15 protein-coding genes are annotated in these 17,938 nt (G+C 62.7%); 9 read left to right on the forward strand and 6 right to left on the reverse strand.

Annotation, left to right across the window (positions count from 1 at the left end; translation table 11 throughout):
* Nucleotides 1-89: 89 nt before the first annotated feature.
* On the reverse strand, nt 90-1,721 hold the full coding sequence (locus ACMGF8_RS19470; RefSeq protein WP_416756980.1) for a SulP family inorganic anion transporter: 1,632 nt from the start codon (nt 1,719-1,721) through the stop codon (nt 90-92).
* Nucleotides 1,722-2,154: 433 nt separating this feature from the next.
* Here ACMGF8_RS19470 and ACMGF8_RS19475 point away from each other — a divergent pair, with 433 nt between their 5' ends.
* From ACMGF8_RS19475 to ACMGF8_RS19495, 5 genes are all read left to right on the forward strand, one after another.
* The gene (locus ACMGF8_RS19475; protein ID WP_102865214.1) at nt 2,155-3,204 is read left to right on the forward strand and encodes a WD40/YVTN/BNR-like repeat-containing protein; all 1,050 of its coding nucleotides are present in this window, start codon (nt 2,155-2,157) and stop codon (nt 3,202-3,204) included.
* 32 nt (nt 3,205-3,236) lie between these two features.
* The gene (locus ACMGF8_RS19480; RefSeq protein WP_207167811.1) at nt 3,237-5,612 is read left to right on the forward strand and encodes an efflux RND transporter permease subunit; all 2,376 of its coding nucleotides are present in this window, start codon (nt 3,237-3,239) and stop codon (nt 5,610-5,612) included.
* Between the two features lie 216 nt (nt 5,613-5,828).
* Entirely contained in the window at nt 5,829-6,122 is a 294-nt protein-coding gene (locus ACMGF8_RS19485; protein WP_102865212.1) for a DUF5629 family protein, read from the forward strand.
* A complete protein-coding gene (locus ACMGF8_RS19490; RefSeq protein WP_416756981.1) occupies nt 6,109-7,284 on the forward strand; it encodes a lactonase family protein in 1,176 nt (391 codons plus the stop codon). Before ACMGF8_RS19485 ends, ACMGF8_RS19490 begins: the two co-directional genes overlap by 14 nt.
* A 155-nt stretch (nt 7,285-7,439) precedes the next feature.
* Entirely contained in the window at nt 7,440-7,619 is a 180-nt protein-coding gene (locus ACMGF8_RS19495) for a hypothetical protein (protein ID WP_102865210.1), read from the forward strand.
* 178 nt (nt 7,620-7,797) lie between these two features.
* On the opposite strand, the gene ACMGF8_RS19500 is transcribed toward ACMGF8_RS19495, so the two are convergent.
* The 3 genes from ACMGF8_RS19500 to ACMGF8_RS19510 are packed head-to-tail and all read right to left on the reverse strand — an operon-like array spanning nt 7,798 to nt 10,259.
* On the reverse strand, nt 7,798-8,277 hold the full coding sequence (locus ACMGF8_RS19500; protein WP_080963096.1) for a YbaK/prolyl-tRNA synthetase associated domain-containing protein: 480 nt from the start codon (nt 8,275-8,277) through the stop codon (nt 7,798-7,800).
* 16 nt (nt 8,278-8,293) lie between these two features.
* Complete coding sequence (locus ACMGF8_RS19505) at nt 8,294-9,052, reverse strand: sulfite exporter TauE/SafE family protein (RefSeq protein WP_102865209.1); 759 nt, start codon at nt 9,050-9,052, stop codon at nt 8,294-8,296.
* A gap of 4 nt (nt 9,053-9,056) precedes the next feature.
* On the reverse strand, nt 9,057-10,259 hold the full coding sequence (locus ACMGF8_RS19510) for a TauD/TfdA family dioxygenase (protein ID WP_242553930.1): 1,203 nt from the start codon (nt 10,257-10,259) through the stop codon (nt 9,057-9,059).
* Here ACMGF8_RS19510 and ACMGF8_RS19515 point away from each other — a divergent pair.
* Together ACMGF8_RS19515 and ACMGF8_RS19520 are read left to right on the forward strand one after the other, a co-directional pair.
* Nucleotides 10,253-11,203: a LysR family transcriptional regulator gene (locus ACMGF8_RS19515; RefSeq protein WP_102865207.1), complete on the forward strand. Its 951-nt coding sequence runs from the start codon at nt 10,253-10,255 to the stop codon at nt 11,201-11,203. The genes ACMGF8_RS19510 and ACMGF8_RS19515 overlap by 7 nt on opposite strands.
* A gap of 58 nt (nt 11,204-11,261) precedes the next feature.
* Nucleotides 11,262-11,387, forward strand: a complete 126-nt coding sequence (locus ACMGF8_RS19520; RefSeq protein WP_016965043.1) for a hypothetical protein — start codon at nt 11,262-11,264, stop codon at nt 11,385-11,387.
* 72 nt (nt 11,388-11,459) lie between these two features.
* On the opposite strand, the gene ACMGF8_RS19525 is transcribed toward ACMGF8_RS19520, so the two are convergent.
* Entirely contained in the window at nt 11,460-14,558 is a 3,099-nt protein-coding gene (locus ACMGF8_RS19525; RefSeq protein WP_102865206.1) for an efflux RND transporter permease subunit, read from the reverse strand.
* Between the two features lie 10 nt (nt 14,559-14,568).
* Nucleotides 14,569-15,723 (reverse strand): efflux RND transporter periplasmic adaptor subunit, encoded by a 1,155-nt coding sequence (locus ACMGF8_RS19530; protein WP_250330211.1) that lies wholly within the window; start codon nt 15,721-15,723, stop codon nt 14,569-14,571.
* Between the two features lie 202 nt (nt 15,724-15,925).
* Between ACMGF8_RS19530 and ACMGF8_RS19535 the strand changes: the two genes are divergently transcribed.
* Nucleotides 15,926-16,627, forward strand: coding sequence for a response regulator transcription factor (locus ACMGF8_RS19535; RefSeq protein WP_102865204.1), 702 nt, complete (start codon nt 15,926-15,928; stop codon nt 16,625-16,627).
* A 4-nt stretch (nt 16,628-16,631) separates the two neighbouring features.
* On the forward strand, nt 16,632-17,936 hold the full coding sequence (locus tag ACMGF8_RS19540; RefSeq protein ID WP_102865203.1) for an ATP-binding protein: 1,305 nt from the start codon (nt 16,632-16,634) through the stop codon (nt 17,934-17,936).
* The last annotated feature ends 2 nt before the right edge of the window (nt 17,937-17,938 follow it).

Below are 17,938 nucleotides of genomic sequence, written 5' to 3' on the forward strand. Positions count from 1 at the left end.
GGACCTTGCTTGGCGATCGCTGTCACACCTCTGCCGGTCTTGAGATCGGACGCAGTGCCGCCCAGACCGTTCGCAGCCTGCGGCAGCGGCTACAGGGGGGGCAGTGCGCTGCTCAAGTCGCGGTGATAGTTCTGCGCGCCAATGGCGTGCAGGATGCCCACGCGCTCAAGCTTGGCATGCACCTTCAGGTTGGCTTCGCACAGTTTCACCACGATCCCGCGCTTGTGCAGCTGACCTATCACTTCCTCCAGGGTCTGCAGCCCAGTGATATCCATGAACGGCACATGCTTGAGGCGGATGATCAGCAGCCTGGGATCGCTATGGGTCTGGGCCAGGGCCCGTTCAAAGGTTTCGGCAGCGCCAAAGAACAGGGGGCCTTCGATGGTATAGATCAGCACCCCAGCAGGCAGGTGCCCGCGTCCTTTGCCGCGCAATTCGTTCTCCAGATCCTCCCCCACCACCTGCTGCACCTCCACCGAGGAGGCCATGCGCCGCAGAAAATGCAGCATCGCCAGGATCACCCCGATGTTCACCGCAATCACCAGATCACTGAACACCGTCAGCACAAAGGTGCACAGCAGGATTGCCACATCCGCCCGGGGCGCGCGCTGCACCATGCGCTTGAAGTGGTGCAGCTCACTCATGTTGTAGGCCACCACGAACAGGATCGCCGCCAGGGCGCACAACGGGATATTGGCCGCCAGCGGCGCGAGAAACAGGATGATCAGCACCAGCACCACGGCGTGGGTGATGCCGGCCAGCGGGCTGCTGCCGCCGTTGCGGATGTTGGTGGCGGTGCGAGCAATGGCACCCGTGGCGGCGAACCCGCCAAACAGCGGCGTGGCCAGGTTGGCGATGCCCTGGCCGATCAGTTCCTGATTGGAGTCGTGGCGGGTGCCAGCCATGCCGTCGGCCACCACCGCCGACAACAGCGATTCGATGGCTCCGAGCATGGCGATGGCGAAGGCCGGTCCTATCAGGTCGAGTATCCGTGGCAGGCTGATCTCGGGCAGTTGCAGGGTCGGCAAGCCCTGGGGAATGCCGCCAAAGGCACTGCCGATGGTGGCCACGCCCTGGAACTGGAACAGTGACTGCAAGGCGGTGGCCAGGACCATGGCCACCAGCGGCGCCGGCAGGCGCTTGAGCGTGGGGATCTTGGGTACCCACAACAGCAGCGTCAGGCTGAGCAAGGCCAGCAGGGTGGTGGCCAGATGCAGTTCGGGAAGGGCTTGCAGCAGGTGCCAGAGCTTCTGGTGGAAGTGTTCGCCCTGGACGGCGGGCAGGCCGAAAAAGTCTTTCCACTGGCTGACCCAGATGATCACCCCGATCCCGGCGGTGAAGCCGAGAATCACTGGGTCGGGGATGAATTTGATCAGGGCGCCCAGGCGGCTGATGCCCAGCAGGAACAGGATGATCCCGGCCATCATGGTCGCCAGTTGCAGGCCGTCGACCCCGTATTTGGCGGTGACCCCGGCGAGAATCACGATAAAGGCCCCGGTGGGGCCGGCGATCTGCAAGCGACTGCCGCCGAACAGCGACACCAGCAGGCCACCGACGATGGCGGTGTAGATGCCCTGTTCCGGCTTGACCCCGGAGGCGATGGCAAACGCCATGGCCAGGGGCAGCGCCACCACGCCGACAATCACCCCGGCCACCAGGTTGCGAGCCCAGTGCCGGGGGCCGAGCAAGCCAGCCTTCCACGCCTCGCGTATGGCAATCATGCGTCACTCCTGAAGGTCATCGGGCTCGCCACCCACGCAGCTCATCATAGTCAACACTGGGTAGCAGCGGCTTATGCCCTGGATCAGCCTTTGGTCGTGTACCGGCGCTACACGCCGACAGGTCGCGCAAACCTCAGCTAGATTGACAAGCTTTTCGTACCGGTATCAACGCTTCCTCGCCTGCTGCAGAGGAGCATCGATCAGCCCAGCGAATGCCCGAGCATTCAGGGGCCTGGCCAGACGCGGTGATTAACAAAAGATAACGTGGCGTTGATTGTCAGACCTTTCCAAAGCCCGATAGGATAGCCCGCAGCTGAAGGGGCTCTAGAGTGCAGGTTTCAGGACGATCTTCACGGTCGGTCCAGGCATCGAAAACCCCTGAAGGCGCCCTGAGAGGTCAAATGACCTGACAATAATAATGGGGGAATGGTCTATGAGTGAGCCTGTCATGGGTGTAGTTGTTGGCCGCCCGCCGGCGCTGCGCACGTTCGCATTGCTGGCTACAGCGCTCTCGCTGTTGGGTGTCGTGACGCTGTCGACACCGGTCCTGGCCGCTGCCACCGCAGCGGATACTGTCTATTCCATCGAATCGCCCAAGGCGGCGAAAAGCCTGATGCTCGATGTGGTCCACGCCGGCAAGCGCCTGGTGGCCGTGGGCGATCGCGGGCACATTCTCTATTCCGACGATCAGGGAGCGTCCTGGGTGCAGGCCAAGGTGCCCACCCGGCAACTGCTGACCGCGGTGTATTTTGTCGATGACCAGCACGGCTGGGCGGTGGGCCACGATGCCCAGGTCCTGGCCAGCACCGATGGCGGTGTCACCTGGAGTCGGCAGTTCCAGGACCTCAAGCGTGAAGCGCCCTTGCTCGATGTCTGGTTCAAGGACACCCGCAACGGCTACGCCGTCGGTGCCTATGGCGCCTTGCTGGAAACCACCGACGGTGGCCAGCACTGGGAAGACGTCAGCGATCGCCTGGACAACGAAGACCAGTTCCACCTCAACGCCATTGCCCAGGTCAAGGATTCCGGACTGTTCATCGTCGGCGAGCAGGGCAGCCTGTTCCGCTCCGCCGATGACGGGCAGACCTGGGAACGCCTCGAAGGTCCCTATGAAGGCTCGCTGTTCGGCGTGATCGCTACCGGCCAGCCGGCGACCCTGCTGGTGTTCGGCCTGCGGGGCAATCTCTATCGTTCCACGGATTTCGGCAACACCTGGGAGCAGGTGGAGTTGAACGCTGCCCGTGGCGCCCTGGAGTTCGGCCTGTCGGGTGCTACCTTGCTGGACGACGGCTCGCTGGTGATCGTCGGCAACGGCGGCAGCGTGATCCGCAGTACCGACCACGGCCAGACCTTCAGCGTATTCAACCGTGCGGACCGCCTCTCGCTGTCGGCGGTGACCGCTGCCGGCAATGGCAAGCTGATCCTGGCCGGGCAGGGCGGGGTGCGGATCTCTGCGGCAACCGGCGCTGACGTCGGCAAATAAGCCGGGCACATAATAAGAAGGTGGGGAATTCCATGAGCAGTCATCACCAGGACAAGGCGAACTTTCTCGAACGCCTGATTTTCAACAACCGCCCGGCAGTGATCTTCATTTGCCTCTTGGTCAGCGCTTTTCTGTTCTGGCAGGCGACCCTGATTCGGCCTTCCACCAGTTTCGAAAAGATGATCCCGCTCAAGCACCCGTTCATCGAGCGGATGATGGAGCACCGCAACGACCTGGCCAACCTGGGCAACACCGTGCGTATCTCGGTGGCAGCCCGCGACGGCGACATCTTCACCCAGGAGTACATGGAGACCCTGCGGCAGATCAACGACGAGGTGTTCTACATCTCTGGCGTCGACCGCTCCGGGCTCAAGTCGCTGTGGAGCCCCAGCGTGCGCTGGACCGAGGTGACCGAAGAGGGTTTCGCCGGTGGCGAGGTGATTCCCCAGAGCTATAACGGCTCGCCCGAAAGCCTCGACCAGTTGCGCAACAACGTCCTCAAGTCCGGCCAGGTCGGGCGCCTGGTGGCCAACGATTTCAAATCCAGCATCGTCGACATCCCGTTGCTGGAGTCCTACCCGGACCCTCAGGACCAGGGCAAGCTGCTGGCCCTGGACTACCAGAAGTTCTCCCATCAGCTGGAAGAAAAGATCCGCGACAAGTTCGAAGCGCAGAACCCCAATGTGAAGATCCACATTGTCGGCTTCGCCAAGAAGGTCGGCGACCTGATCGATGGCCTGATCATGGTGGTGATGTTCTTCGGCGTGGCCTTCATCATCACCCTGGTGCTGCTGTACTGGTTCACCTGGTGCATCCGCAGCACCATCGCGGTGCTGATCACTACTCTGGTGGCGGTGGTCTGGCAGTTGGGGCTGATGCATGCCTTCGGCTTTGGCCTGGACCCGTACTCGATGCTGGTGCCGTTCCTGATTTTCGCCATCGGCATCTCCCACGGGGTGCAGAAGATCAACGGTATCGCCCTGCAGTCCAGTGACGCCGACAACGCCCTGACCGCGGCGCGGCGGACCTTCCGCCAACTGTTCCTGCCAGGGATGATCGCCATTCTCGCCGACGCCGTGGGCTTCATCACGTTGCTGATCATCGATATCGGGGTGATCCGCGAGCTGGCCATCGGTGCCTCCATCGGTGTGGCGGTGATCGTGTTCACCAACCTGATCCTGCTGCCAGTGGCGATTTCCTACGTCGGCATCAGCAAGCGCGCCATCGAACGCAGCAAGAAGGATGCCTCCCGCGAGCATCCGTTCTGGCGCCTGCTGTCGAATTTTGCCAGCCCCAAAGTGGCGCCGATCTCCATTGGCCTGGCCCTGCTGGCCTTTGGCGGCGGCCTCTGGTACAGCCAGAACCTGAAGATCGGCGACCTCGACCAGGGCGCGCCGGAGCTGCGTCCCGACTCGCGCTACAACAAGGACAACAACTTCATCATCAGCAACTACTCCACCAGCTCCGACGTGCTGGTGGTGATGGTCAAGACCGCGTCCGAAGGCTGTTCGCGCTATGAAGCCATGGCCCCCATCGATGAGTTGATGTGGAAGATGCAGAACACCGAGGGCGTGCAGTCGGCGATCTCCCTGGTGACCGTGTCCAAGCAGATGATCAAGGGCATGAACGAGGGCAACCTGAAATGGGAAACCCTGTCGCGCAACCCCGATGTGCTCAACAACTCCATTGCCCGGGCCGATGGCCTGTACAACAACAACTGCTCCCTGGCGCCGGTGCTGGTGTTCCTCAATGACCACAAGGCCGCGACCCTGGACCGCGCGGTGCATGCGGTGCAGGAATTCGCCGCGCAGCACAACAAGGATGGCCTGGAGTTCATCCTCGCCGCCGGCAACGCCGGGATCGAGGCGGCCACCAACGAGGTGATCAAGGAATCCGAGCTGACCATCCTGATCCTGGTGTACATCTGTGTGGCCGGCATGTGCATGATCACCTTCCGCTCCTGGGCGGCGACCCTGTGCATCGTCCTGCCGCTGGTGCTGACCTCGGTGCTGGGCAACGCGTTGATGGCCTTCATGGGCATCGGCGTCAAGGTCGCGACCTTGCCGGTGGTGGCGCTGGGGGTGGGCATCGGGGTCGACTACGGCATCTATATCTACAGCCGTCTGGAAAGCTTCCTGCGTGCTGGACTGCCGTTGCAGGAGGCCTACTACCAGACCCTGCGTTCCACCGGCAAGGCGGTGCTGTTCACCGGCCTGTGCCTGGCCATCGGCGTGTGCACCTGGATCTTCTCGGCGATCAAGTTCCAGGCCGACATGGGCCTGATGCTGACCTTCATGCTGCTGTGGAACATGTTCGGTGCCCTGTGGCTGCTGCCGGCCCTGGCGCGGTTCCTGATCAAGCCGGAGAAGCTGGCGGGGCAGAAGGGCAACTCGCTGTTCGCTCACTGATCCAGGCGTTTTGAACACCAAGCCGCGCCCTCGGGTGCGGCTTTTTCATGCCAGCTCCCAGGGCATGAACAGGCTGGCGCCGCAGGGCATGGCCAGACCCCTTCGACAGTGCCCGCAGGCCACACCGGCGGCGAGTGATGACTGGGCGCAATACGGGCCCGATCCTTGGGCGCCGATCAGCTATGATTGCGCCTTTCCAATTGATGATTGATTGCTATGACCGCTGCTACCGACACCTTGCTCACCGCCCTTGAAGCCTGCGACATGCTGGAAATCGACGGCCTGCACGCCTTCGACTTCACCCTCGACGAGCAGCGCCTGCTGATCGAGTGCATGGATGGCCGTGCCGCCAAGCGCTGGAGCTTTACCCTGGCCCAGGTGCAGGCCGCGACTTTTGATCAGGCGCTGCAGAGCTGGACCCTGGTCGCTGATTCCGGCGAGCACCGCCTGGTGTGCATGAGCGCGTTCAGTGCCCGCGACGAAGAGGAGAGTGAGCATGAAGATGCGTAATTTCTGGCCGCTGTTGATGGCCGGCAGCGTTGGTGCCATGGCGGTCCAGGCCGCGCCGGCACAGACCCAGGAACTGCTGGTGGGTTCCTACACCCAAGGGCAGAGCCAGGGCCTGTATCGCCTGCGTTTCAACGAGGGGACCGGGCGGATCGATGCCAAGCCGTTGCAGGTGGTGAAGAGCTCCAACCCGTCCTGGCTGACCCTGTCCAAGGACCAGAAATTCGTCTTTGTGGTGAATGAAAACAGCCCGGGGCAGGTTGACCCCATCGGTCGTGTCAGCAGCTACAGCCTGGCGCCCAAGACCCATCAACTGAACCTGATCAACCAGGTGCAGAGCCAGGGCAACGAGCCCACTCACTCCAGCCTGAGCGCCGACGGCAACTACCTGTTCGTCAGCAACTATTCGGTGGACGTGGACCCGGGCGGCAGCCTGGCGGTGGTGCCGGTCAGCGCCGACGGCCATCTGTCGCCGGTGGTGCAGCTCACCAGCCATCCGGGCAGCCGGGTCGATCCCGAGCGCCAACAGTCGGCCCACGTGCATTCGTCGGTGTCGTCCCCGGACGGCCGGTTCGTGTTCGCCAACGACCTGGGGGCAGACAAGATCTTTGTCTACCGCTATGACCCCAAGGCCAATCCGGAGCACCCGCTGACGCCCGCCGAACCGGCCTTTGTCCAGTTGCCCCCAGGCAGCGGCCCGCGCCACTTGCTGTTCAGTGCCGATGGCAAGCGTGCCTACCTGACCCTGGAGATGAGCGCCCAGGTGGCGATCTTTGACTATCAGGACGGCAAGCTGACCCAGCGTCAGTTGCTGGATCTGGCGGCCAATGGCTCCAAGGAGAAAAAGGCCGCGGCGGCCCTGCATGCCTCCAAGGACGGCCAGTACCTGTATGTCAGTAACCGTGGCACGGCCAACCAGTTGCTGGTGTTCGCCATCGACCCGAGCAATGGCCAGCTCAAGGAGATCCAGCGACGTTCCGTGGAAGGCGATCACCCGCGGGAGTTCAGCCTCGATCCGAGCAATCGCTACGTGCTGATCGGCAACCAGAAAAGCAATGAAATCGTGGTGATCGAACGTGACGCCAAGACCGGTTTCCTCGGCAAGACGGTGCAGAAACTGCCCTTCGAAGCCCCCAGCGACATCAAGTTCCTGGTGCGTCAATAAGCCGCAGGCCCCGTGTTACGGGGCCTGACTGCTTCTATCAATCACGCTGATAATAGCTACTGCCGCAAAGCATTTTTTCCCGCCAACCCTCGGGAGTAAGTTTGCTCTACAGCCCACACGGGCAAGCAAGCCAACTGAATCCGAGGGTTATACCGATGAATTTCAATCTCTTCTCCGTGATCGCCGCCTCCGCCATTTCCGCCAGCGTGGCCCTGCCAGCCAGCGCCAACGTGGAAATCAGCCGCAAGACATCCTCCACCAACACCTACACCCAGAAGTACCTGCAACAAAGCGCCAACTTCTACGCCGCCCTGGATCACAAGAGCCACGGCTGATCGGCTAGCGTTACGCCTGCGCTGGCTAGCCACCTGGCATGTCCAGCGCGATATCTAGGTAGTCCCGTAGCCACTGAGTTCCCCACACGATTTGCGCCCAAGCCGGCATGGCTTGCCGACCTTGCGATCGACAAGGTCTGCTGCATGTCATAGAGGAGGGCGCAAGGGGAAGGTTTGTTCAGGCCTGGCTGATGTCCAGCAATCGAGGCATGGCAATCGCCAGATAATCCTGCGTATCAAGCACCATCGACGCATCCAGCCGCCCCGCGTTGAAGGCTATTTCTGCATAGCCTGTGGTCAAGGCCGGATCGACGATCAATTGAATCCGCTCATCGAAAACAAAAGGAGGGATGGCGCCGATCCGGCACCCGGTCAGTTCCATGGCGGTTTCGGCCTTCACCAGCTCGGCTTTTTTCCCGCCCAGGGCCGCTCCGACTTTCTTCATGTCCAGCTTCTGGTCGCCCGGCAGTATCACCAGGGCATAGGGTCCGGGCTGCCCCTTGAGGGAGCAAAGCATGGCCTTCGCGCCTTGGCCGGGCTCGGTGCCACGGATTTCGGCGACGCGCGCCGACTGGCCCTCGGCATCGTGCATCAACACCCGGTAGGAGGCTGAGCGGGCATCGAGTAGTGCCACGAGGCGATCGAACATCGGATGCATGTAGTTTTCCTCTGGTTTACAGGAGCATGTCGTAGGACAGTTTGCTGATCAGAATCACCAGCAACACCAGGAATAGCGCCCGGACAAAGGGCACGCCCTTATGAACGGCCAGCCAGGTGCCAGTGAGCGCGCCCAGGATGTTGAATGCCGCCATGGGGATGGCGATCAGGTAGAGCACGTTACCCGTTGGGATGAAGAACATGAGTGCCGCTACGTTGGTCGCGATGTTCACCAGCTTGGCCGATGCCGAGGCATGCAGAAAGTCGAAGGCGAAGCAGCGGATAAACAGGAAGATCAGGAAGCTGCCAGTGCCGGGACCGAACAGGCCATCATAGAAACCGATGGCGCCGCCGATGACGATCGCCAGCAGTTTTTCCTTGGTACCGATGCGCATGGGTTTGTGCAGGGCGCCGAAATCTTTCTTCCAGAAGGTGTAGATCGCCATCAGTACAATCAACACCAGCACCGCCGGCCGGATCATCGACTGAGGTACGAACGACACCGTGGCGGCTCCGAAGAAGGCCATGACAAAGGCCGCGCAGGCGGCGGGGATCACAAGCCCCCAGTTGATCACCACCTTGCGCACGAAGGATCGGGCCGCAAAGGCAGTGCCGCAGGCGGCCGCGACCTTGTTGGTACCCAGCAGCGCCGCCGGTTGAGCGGTGGGAAGCACGTTGAATAGCGCGGGAATCTGGATCAGTCCGCCGCCGCCCACCGCCGCATCGATCAGGCCGGCGGCGAAGGCGAACACGCAAAGGATGACAATATCGACCATGAAATCAGGCTCTGCCTATGTAGGGTTGATGAGGGGCCAGCGGCACTACGCGTGCCGGATCATTGACCCCGAAGACCCGCAACATCCAGCGATCACGGCCGTCGTAACGGGGGGTAAAACCATCTCGGGCATGCAGGGTTTGCTGGTTCTTGAAGATCAGCATGTCCCCTGGTTGCAGCAGTATGTGGTGCACGACATCGGGATGATTGGCGGCGGCGGCGAACAGTTGGAGGGCAAACTGCGCATTGGCGCAGGTCGCTTCGACACTCGCTTTGTTGTAGCGGCAATACAGGCCATCGGTTGCGCTTCTGTACAGCAAGGGGACGTTTTCCAGCACATTCCCCTGTTTGCCGAAGGAGGCCGGTCGGCGAACAGTGAAGTTCGGTCGTAACAATTCCTCTTCGACACAGGCCGGCAGAATGGCCAGCACCTCGTCAATGGCGACGATGCGCGTCGGCACATCGAGCTCGCAGCGCAGGCCGGTCAGGGACAGGTACTCCGGACAGGCCGACAACTGCGAGACGGGTTCGCAGGTCAAAGGCAGGTGAGGGTTGTCGACGTGCATGCCCAGGTCAGCGCGCGAGCCATAGGAACTCTTTTCGGTCTCTCGCTTGTGCTTGGGCGAAACGTGACGGAATACGGTGTCGTCGCTTTCACCCTCGTAGGCCACTGGGCGGGTTTGCAGGGTTTGCAGCACGGACAAGATAGCCCCGGCCAGCGTCGATACGTTCTCGATACCCGGCTCCAGGTCATAGGGCGTGGCCGGCAGTTGCGGGTCCAGCGGCAGCCCCCTGACGATCATCGCCACGTCACGGGCCTGTGGAAAATTGCGTAGCTGCTGGATTTTCTCCGGGCACAGGGCACTTTCCAGCAGCCGCCCCAGGGCCGGCATGTGGCGGATACCCGAGGCGCTATCGGTCACGTCCAACGCTGCCAGACCGGCCTGAAGTGTGCGTTGTTCTTCGAGCGACAGATGAATTTGCGGTATCTCCCGTCGGATCGAAGTCACTGATTTTTCTGCCAGCCATTCATGAGTGACTTCATCAACACAAGCTGCGGCTTTACCGATTACTTCATCCAGCTTTGACACGTCCTTGCGCTCCTGTTTGCCCCATCCTTGTGGGTTGAGCGGGAAGGTTAACGGAAGGGCCTTTTTTTGTGTTGCAATGCCGCGTTGTGAAAAATGCAATGAGGTGGACAGTGGCATTGAATATGTTGGGGGAACTTGAAGCCTTCGCGACCGTGGCTCGCAAGCGCAGCTTCGTCGCCGCGGCACGGACGCTGGGGCGCTCCCCCAGCGCGCTGACCCGTGCCGTTCAAGCCCTGGAGGAAAGTGTGGGGCTCAAGTTGTTCAATCGCTCGTCCAATGCCGTGAGCTTGACCGAAGCGGGTGAATGCCTGTTGCCCCACGCGTACAAAATGCTCGACCTGCAACGTGAGGTGGATGAAGACCTGTCCGGTCTCAGCGGCCTGGCCTCCGGCTGGATCCGTTTTTCCGCCCCCGAGTTTCTCGGACAAGGGGTATTGCCCCGGCTGATCGCGCAATACTGCGAGCGTTATCCAGACGTTAATATCGATGTGATTTTCACCGATGAGATCATCGATCCGGCCAAGAGCAAGCTGGACTTCTCGATTCGCGGCGCGTTTCCACAATCCAGCGACCTGATCGGCTTTGCGCTCTGGAGTTACTCACGTTATCTGTACGCCAGCCCCGGCTACCTGGAGCGCAACGGCATGCCCGAGTCCATCGAGGCACTGGAGGCGCATTCGCTGATCCTGCATACGGCGCCACGGATTCTCAAGGAGTGGAATTTTCGCAGTGAGGAGCAGGCCATCAGCTTTCGGGTTCATCCCAAATTTCGTTTCAGCTCCGGTCTGGCGGTATTCCAGGCAGCCCTGGCGGGCGTCGGGATCGCCCGCTTGGCGGATTGGATGGCGGAGCCCGAAGTGGCAGCGGGGCGCCTGATCCGGGTTTGTCCTGAGTACAAACTCACCTCCAGCAGCGGTGAGAGCCCACAGATGCACGCGGTGTACCCGGCCGGAAATTTGCCGCTGCGGGTGAAGGCATTGCTGGAGATGATCCGCGACTTAGGTGAAAGCCTCGAATGTAAACGCGGCTCAGCACAAATTATGCTTGGCAGTGGCACATAGCCATGTGTTTAAATTTGACGCTGAATTATTGACTCTTTCCCGAGCAAGGATCGAAAGCATGCTGACGCGTCTGGCTGTGGTTCTGCTGTTGCTCTATTCCACCCCCATCCTGTCTTCTGCCCAGCCTGTGGAAGGCGAGCCAGAGACCTCTCGCGAGCGTTTGACCAGCCTGTTGCAGGACTGACGTTCGAGGTTGGATTGAGCGTGGCAATCAGGCAAGGAACGGGTCCCGGAATCGGGACCCGTTTGTCTGGGTTCAGTCCTTGGACGAACCGCGTTTTACCAGTTTCATGACCACCACGAAGAACACCGGGACGAAGATCACCGCCAGGGTCGCGGTGATCATGCCGCCGATCACCCCGGTGCCGATGGCCTGCTGGCTGGCGGAACTGGCGCCGGTGGCAATGGCTAGGGGCACCACGCCGAGGATGAAGGCCAGGGAGGTCATGACGATCGGCCGCAGACGCAGGCGTGCTGCCTGCACCGTGGCGTCGATCAGGTCGTGGCCTTCGTCGTACAGGCTCTTGGCGAACTCGATGATCAGGATCGCGTTCTTCGCCGACAGGCCAATGATGGTGATCAGGCCGACCTTGAAGAACACGTCGTTGGGCATCCCGCGCAAGCTCACCGCCAGCACCGCCCCCAGCACCCCCAGGGGCACCACCAGCAGCACCGAGGTCGGAATCGACCAGCTCTCGTAGAGCGCCGCCAGGCACAGGAACACGATCAGCAGCGACAGGCCCAGCAACAGCGGCGCCTGACTGCCCGAGAGGCGTTCCTGCAGCGACAGACCGGTCCACTCCAGGCCCAGGCCGGCGGGCAACTGGCTCACCAGTCGCTCGACTTCCTGCATGGCTTCACCGGTGCTGTGGCCCGGAGCCGGTTCGCCGGAAATGGCAATCGCCGGGTAGCCGTTGTAGCGGGTCAGCTGGGCCGGCCCCAGGGTCCAGGTGGCGCGGACGAAAGCAGACAGCGGCACCATCTTGCCGGCGCTGTTGCGCACGTTCATCCGCAGCAGGTCCTCGACCTGGCTGCGTTGATCGCCTTCGGCCTGGACCACCACCCGCTGCATGCGCCCCTGGTTGGGGAAGTCGTTGATATAGGCCGAGCCCAGGGCCGTGGACAGCAGGTTGCCGATATCGGCGAAGGACACGCCCAGGGCGTTGGCCTGCTTGCGGTCGACTTCCAGTTGCACCTGGGGCGCTTCGGCCAGGGCACTTTCGCGGACGTTGGCCAGGATCGGGCTCTTTTCCGTGGCAGCCAGCAGCTCGGTCCGGGCCTGCATCAGCGCGGCGTGGCCGACGCCGCCACGGTCCTGCAGACGGAATTCGAAGCCACTGGAGGTGCCCAGGCCGTCGATCGGCGGCGGCAGCACGGCGTACACCACGGCGTCCTTGATCGCACTCAGGGCGCCGTTGGCGCGGTCGGCAATGGCCATGGCCGAGTCGTCGCTGCCCCGTTGCGACCAGTCCTTGAGGGTGGTGAAGGCCAGGGCCGCGTTCTGTCCGCTACCGGAGAAGCTGAAGCCGAGGATGATGGTGCTGTCGCCCACCCCCGGTTCGCCGGCGTTATGCGCCTCGATCTGTTCCACCACCTTGATCGTGCGGTTCTGGCTGGCCCCGGGCGGCAGCTGGATGTCGGTGATGGTGTAGCCCTGGTCTTCCACCGGGAGGAACGAGGAGGGCAGGCGGCTGAACAGCAGCGCCATGATCGCCAGCAGCGCGACGTAGATCAGCAGGTAGCGGCCGGTGCGCTTGAGGGCGTAGCTCACGCCGCCCTCGTAGCGGTTGCTCAGGCGTTCGAAGCGCCGGTTGAACCAGCCGAAGAAGCCCTTGCGCTCATGGTGCTCGCCGGCGGCGATGGGCTTGAGCAGGGTGGCGCAGAGGGCCGGGGTCAGGGTCAGGGCAAGGAAGGCCGAGAACAGGATCGAGGTGGCCATGGACAGGGAGAACTGCTGGTAGATCACCCCCACCGAACCCGGCATGAAGGCCATGGGAATGAACACCGCCACCAGCACCAGGGTGATGCCGATGATGGCCCCGGTGATCTGCTTCATGGCCTTGCGCGTGGCTTCCTTGGGCGACAGGCCCTCGGTGGCCATGATCCGCTCGACGTTCTCCACCACCACGATGGCATCGTCCACCAGGATACCGATGGCCAGCACCATGCCGAACATGGTCAGCACGTTGATGGAGAACCCCAGGGCCAGCATGGTGGCGAAGGTGCCCATCAGCGCCACCGGCACCACCAGGGTCGGGATCAGGGTGTAGCGGATGTTCTGCAGGAACAGGAACATCACCAGGAACACCAGGGCCATGGCTTCCATCAGGGTGTAGATCACTTTGGTGATCGAGACCTTGACGAAGGGCGAGGTGTCATAGGGGATCTTGTATTCCACCCCGGTGGGGAAGTAGCGCGACAGTTCGTCCATCTTGGCGCGGATCAGGGTCGCGGTATTCAGCGCGTTGGCCCCGGGGGACAGCTGCACGCCAACAGCGGTGGAGGGCTTGCCGTTCAGGCGTGTGCCGAACTGGTATTCCTGGCTGCCGACTTCCACCCGCGCGACATCGCCGATGCGCACCGTAGAGCCGTCGGGATTGGCCCGCAGGACAATGTCGGCGAACTCCTCGGGGGTGGTCAACTGGCCCTTGACCAGAATGGTCGCGGTGATTTCCTGGCTGGAGGGGTTGGGCAGGTCGCCGATGCTGCCGGCCGGCACCTGGGCGTTCTGCGCCGCGACCGCAGCATTGACGTCCGCCGGGGTCAGGTTGAAACCGATCAGTTTCTGCGGGTCGACCCAGATGCGCATGGCCCGTTCGGCGCCGTACAGCTGGGCCTTGCCAACCCCGTCCACGCGACGGATCTCGTTCATCACGTTGCGCGCCAGGTAGTCGCTGAGGGCCACATCGTTGAGGCGCCCGTCATTGGAGGTCAGGGTGATCAGCAACAGGAAGCCGGCGGAGACTTTCTCCACCTGCAGGCCTTGCTGGGTCACGGCCTGGGGCAGACGCGGTTCCACCGCCTTGAGGCGGTTCTGCACATCGACCTGGGCCAGCTCCGGATTGGTGCCGGGCTGGAAGGTGGCGGTGATGGTGGCGCTGCCCAGGCTGCTCTGGGAGGAGAAGTACAGCAGGTGATCGGCGCCATTGAGCTCCTGCTCGATCAGGCTGACCACCGATTCGTCCAGGGTCTGTGCCGAGGCGCCGGGATAGACCGCGTAGATCTCGATCTGCGGCGGCGCCACGTTGGGGTACTGGGCCACCGGCAGTTGGGGAATCGCCAGGGCGCCACCCAACAGGATGAAGAAGGCGACCACCCAGGCGAATACCGGGCGGTCAATAAAGAATTGCGGCATGTCGTACTACCTACTGGCCAGGATTCTGAGCGAGCGGAAGGGGCGTGTCGTCGATCTGCACCAGCTCGCCGGGACGGGCGTGCTGCAAGCCTTCGACGATGATGCGGTCACCGGGCTTGAGCCCTTCGGTGACGATCCAGCGGTCTTTCTGTACCCCGCCCAGTTGCACCGGGTGTTGCACCACACGGTTCTCGGCATTCACCAGCAACACTTGGGCGACGCCGGCGCTGTCACGCTGGATGGCCCGTTGCGGCACGCTGATGCCCTGCTGGTTGACGGCCTGCTCCAGGCGCACGCGCACGAAGCTGCCGGGCAAGAGATCGAGGTCCGGGTTGGGGAACTCGCTACGCAGGATGATCTGCCCGGTGCTCGGGTCGACGCTGATGTCGGCGAACAGCAGTTTGCCCGGCAACGGATAGAGGCTGCCGTCGTCCTGGATCAGGGTGGCCTTGGCCTGGTCCTTGCCCACCTGTTGCAAGTGCCCGGCCCGCAAGGCCCGGCGCAGATCATTGAGCTCACGGGTGGATTGGGTCAGGTCGGCGTGGATCGGGTCCAGTTGCTGGATCAGCGCCAGAGGCGTGGTTTCGTTCTGGCCCACCAGGGCGCCTTCGGTCACCAGGGCGCGGCCGACGCGACCGGAAATCGGCGCGGTAACGGTGGCGAAGTCCAGATTGAGCCTGGCACGTTTGACTGCGGCCTGATTGGCCGCGACTTCGGCATCGGCCTGGCGCCGGGTCGCCCGGGCGTTGTCGTATTCCTGGCCGCTGATGGCCTGGTCGGCGATCAGCTTGGCAAAGCGCTGTTCCTGCAGGCGCGCCTGGAAGGCGCTGGCCTCGGCCTTGCGCAGGTTGGCCCGGGCGCTGTCCAGGTCGGCCTGGAAGGGCGCCGGGTCAATGCGAAACAGCACGTCACCCTGCTTGACGTCGGAACCCTCGTGGAAGGTCCGTTGCAGCACCACCCCGGCCACTCGGGCACGGACTTCGGCGATCCGCGGTGCGGCAATGCGCCCGCTCAGTTCGCTGGTGATGGACAGGGCCTGGCTCTGGATCGTCTCGATCCGCACCGTGGCGGTCGGTGGTGTCTGTTCGCCTTCGGTTTGGCCGCAGGCGCTCAGCGCCCCTGCCAGAACCAACAGGCAGAGTGGCGCGAAGAGTTTATTCGACATGCTGATACCCCAATAATGACCTCGGCATGCTAAGGGCATGGGTCAAGGCCCGCTGTGAAGCTGTGTAGGTGCTGTGTGAAAAAGTGTGAAGCGGGCGCGCCCGGGCTGCCGCTGTTGTATATCCTTGGCGCCTCGCTGGTTGTAGCCGGTGCTCTATAAGAAACGCCGGTACTCTGTATTTCTTCAATAAAGACCTCAGCTCATGCCCAATATTCTTCTCGTCGAAGACGACTCCGCCCTCTCGGAACTGATTGCCAGTTATCTGGAGCGCAATGGCTATCAAGTCAGTGTGATCAGTCGTGGCGATCAGGTGCGGGAGCGGGCCAAGACCAATCCGCCGGACCTGGTGATCCTCGACCTGATGTTGCCGGGGCTGGACGGTTTGCAGGTCTGCCGTTTGTTGCGCGCCGACTCGGCGACTTTGCCGATCCTGATGCTGACCGCGCGCGATGATAGCCATGATCAGGTCCTGGGTCTGGAAATGGGCGCCGACGACTATGTGACAAAACCTTGCGAACCGCGAGTGCTGTTGGCACGGGTGCGTACCTTGTTGCGCCGCAGCAGCCTGAGTGAGCCCCAGACCGCCAGCGACCAGATCCTCATGGGCAACCTGTGCATCGACCTCTCCGAGCGCACCGTGACCTGGCGCGAGCAGTTGGTGGAACTGTCCAGCGGTGAGTACAACCTGCTGGTGGTGCTGGCCCGACATGCCGGTGAAGTGCTCAGTCGCGACCAGATCCTCCAGCGCCTGCGGGGCATCGAGTTCAACGGCACCGATCGCTCGGTGGACGTGGCCATCTCCAAGCTGCGACGCAAGTTCGACGACCATGCCGGCGAGGCGCGCAAGATCAAGACCGTCTGGGGCAAGGGCTATCTGTTCAGCCGTTCCGAGTGGGAATGCTGAGTCCATGCTGCGCATCCTGATCCGGCTGTACCTGATCACCATCGTCGCCTTCAGCGCAGCGATCTACCTGATTCCCGACCTGGTGATCAAGGTCTTCCACGAGCGTTTCCTGGACTACAACCTGGATCAGTCCCGGGGGCTGCAGAGCTTGATCGTCAAGCAGTTTCGCGCCCTGCCTGCGTCCCAGTGGCCGACCCTGGCCGAGGAAATGGACGAAGAGTTCCACCCGCTGCAGGTGGCTCTGGTGCGTATCGACGATCCGGACTTCAGCCTTTACGAGCGTGAGCGCCTGGAACGCGGCGAGAAGGTCGTGCGCCTGGGAGACTGGGGCTGGCGCACACTGGCAGTGTCGCCGCTGGATGACCAACTGGCGGTGAAGCTGGTGGTGCCGCCGGACCCTCTGGACGTCAACCTGCTGTACTGGAGCATCAACGTGCTGATCGTCGCGGTGCTGCTGGCCTGCCTGCTGCTTTGGGTCAGGCCCCACTGGCGCGATCTGGAACGCTTGAAGCGCACCGCCGAGCGCTTCGGCAAGGGCCACTTGAGTGAACGCACGCAACTGCCCGGCAGCTCCAACATCGGCAGCCTGGCCCATGTCTTCGACACCATGGCCGGGGACATCGAGCAACTCCTGAACCAGCAGCGGGACTTGCTCAATGCGGTGTCCCACGAGTTGCGCACGCCTTTGACCCGACTGGATTTCGGCCTGGCCCTGGTGCTCTCCGACGATCTGCCTGCCGCCAGCCGCGAGCGTCTGCAAGGGCTGGTGGCGCATATTCGTGAACTGGATGAACTGGTGCTGGAGCTGCTGTCCTACAGCCGCCTGCAGAATCCGGCCTGCCTGCCGGAGCAGGTCGAGGTGTCGCTGGACGAGTTCATCGACAGCATCCTCGGCAGCGTCGACGATGAACTGGAATCGGACATCGTCATCGATGTCCTGCTGCACGGCACCCTGGAGCGTTTCACCCTGGACCCGCGGCTGACTGCCCGGGCCCTGCAGAACCTGCTGCGCAATGCCACCCGTTACTGTGAGAAACGCATTCAGGTGGGCGTGCTGGTCAGCGACGAGGGGTGTGAAATCTGGGTCGACGACGACGGCATCGGCATTCCTGACGACGAGCGCGAGCGGGTATTCGAACCCTTCTACCGCCTGGACCGCAGCCGCGACCGCGCCACCGGCGGATTCGGCCTGGGCCTGGCCATCAGCCGCCGGGCCCTGGAAGCCCAGGACGGCACCCTGACCGTGGAAGCCTCGCCCCTGGGTGGCGCGCGTTTTCGCCTGAGCCTGCCGCCCCCGACCACCCGCTGAAC

This window comes from Pseudomonas sp. BNK-7, from assembly GCF_048072025.1.
Classification (GTDB): domain Bacteria; phylum Pseudomonadota; class Gammaproteobacteria; order Pseudomonadales; family Pseudomonadaceae; genus Aquipseudomonas; species Aquipseudomonas danubii.

Excerpts from the sequence above, each read along its gene's own strand:
- ACMGF8_RS19470 (WP_416756980.1), bottom strand. The coding sequence starts at position 1,721 with ATGATTGCCATACGCGAGGCGTGGAAGGCTGGCTTGCTCGGCCCCCGG.
- ACMGF8_RS19475 (WP_102865214.1), top strand. The coding sequence starts at position 2,155 with ATGAGTGAGCCTGTCATGGGTGTAGTTGTTGGCCGCCCGCCGGCGCTG.
- ACMGF8_RS19480 (WP_207167811.1), top strand. The coding sequence starts at position 3,237 with ATGAGCAGTCATCACCAGGACAAGGCGAACTTTCTCGAACGCCTGATT.
- ACMGF8_RS19485 (WP_102865212.1), top strand. The coding sequence starts at position 5,829 with ATGACCGCTGCTACCGACACCTTGCTCACCGCCCTTGAAGCCTGCGAC.
- ACMGF8_RS19490 (WP_416756981.1), top strand. The coding sequence starts at position 6,109 with ATGAAGATGCGTAATTTCTGGCCGCTGTTGATGGCCGGCAGCGTTGGT.
- ACMGF8_RS19495 (WP_102865210.1), top strand. The coding sequence starts at position 7,440 with ATGAATTTCAATCTCTTCTCCGTGATCGCCGCCTCCGCCATTTCCGCC.
- ACMGF8_RS19500 (WP_080963096.1), bottom strand. The coding sequence starts at position 8,277 with ATGCATCCGATGTTCGATCGCCTCGTGGCACTACTCGATGCCCGCTCA.
- ACMGF8_RS19505 (WP_102865209.1), bottom strand. The coding sequence starts at position 9,052 with ATGGTCGATATTGTCATCCTTTGCGTGTTCGCCTTCGCCGCCGGCCTG.
- ACMGF8_RS19510 (WP_242553930.1), bottom strand. The coding sequence starts at position 10,259 with ATGCCACTGTCCACCTCATTGCATTTTTCACAACGCGGCATTGCAACA.
- ACMGF8_RS19520 (WP_016965043.1), top strand. The coding sequence starts at position 11,262 with ATGCTGACGCGTCTGGCTGTGGTTCTGCTGTTGCTCTATTCCACCCCC.
- ACMGF8_RS19525 (WP_102865206.1), bottom strand. The coding sequence starts at position 14,558 with ATGCCGCAATTCTTTATTGACCGCCCGGTATTCGCCTGGGTGGTCGCC.
- ACMGF8_RS19530 (WP_250330211.1), bottom strand. The coding sequence starts at position 15,723 with ATGTCGAATAAACTCTTCGCGCCACTCTGCCTGTTGGTTCTGGCAGGG.
- ACMGF8_RS19535 (WP_102865204.1), top strand. The coding sequence starts at position 15,926 with ATGCCCAATATTCTTCTCGTCGAAGACGACTCCGCCCTCTCGGAACTG.
- ACMGF8_RS19540 (WP_102865203.1), top strand. The coding sequence starts at position 16,632 with ATGCTGCGCATCCTGATCCGGCTGTACCTGATCACCATCGTCGCCTTC.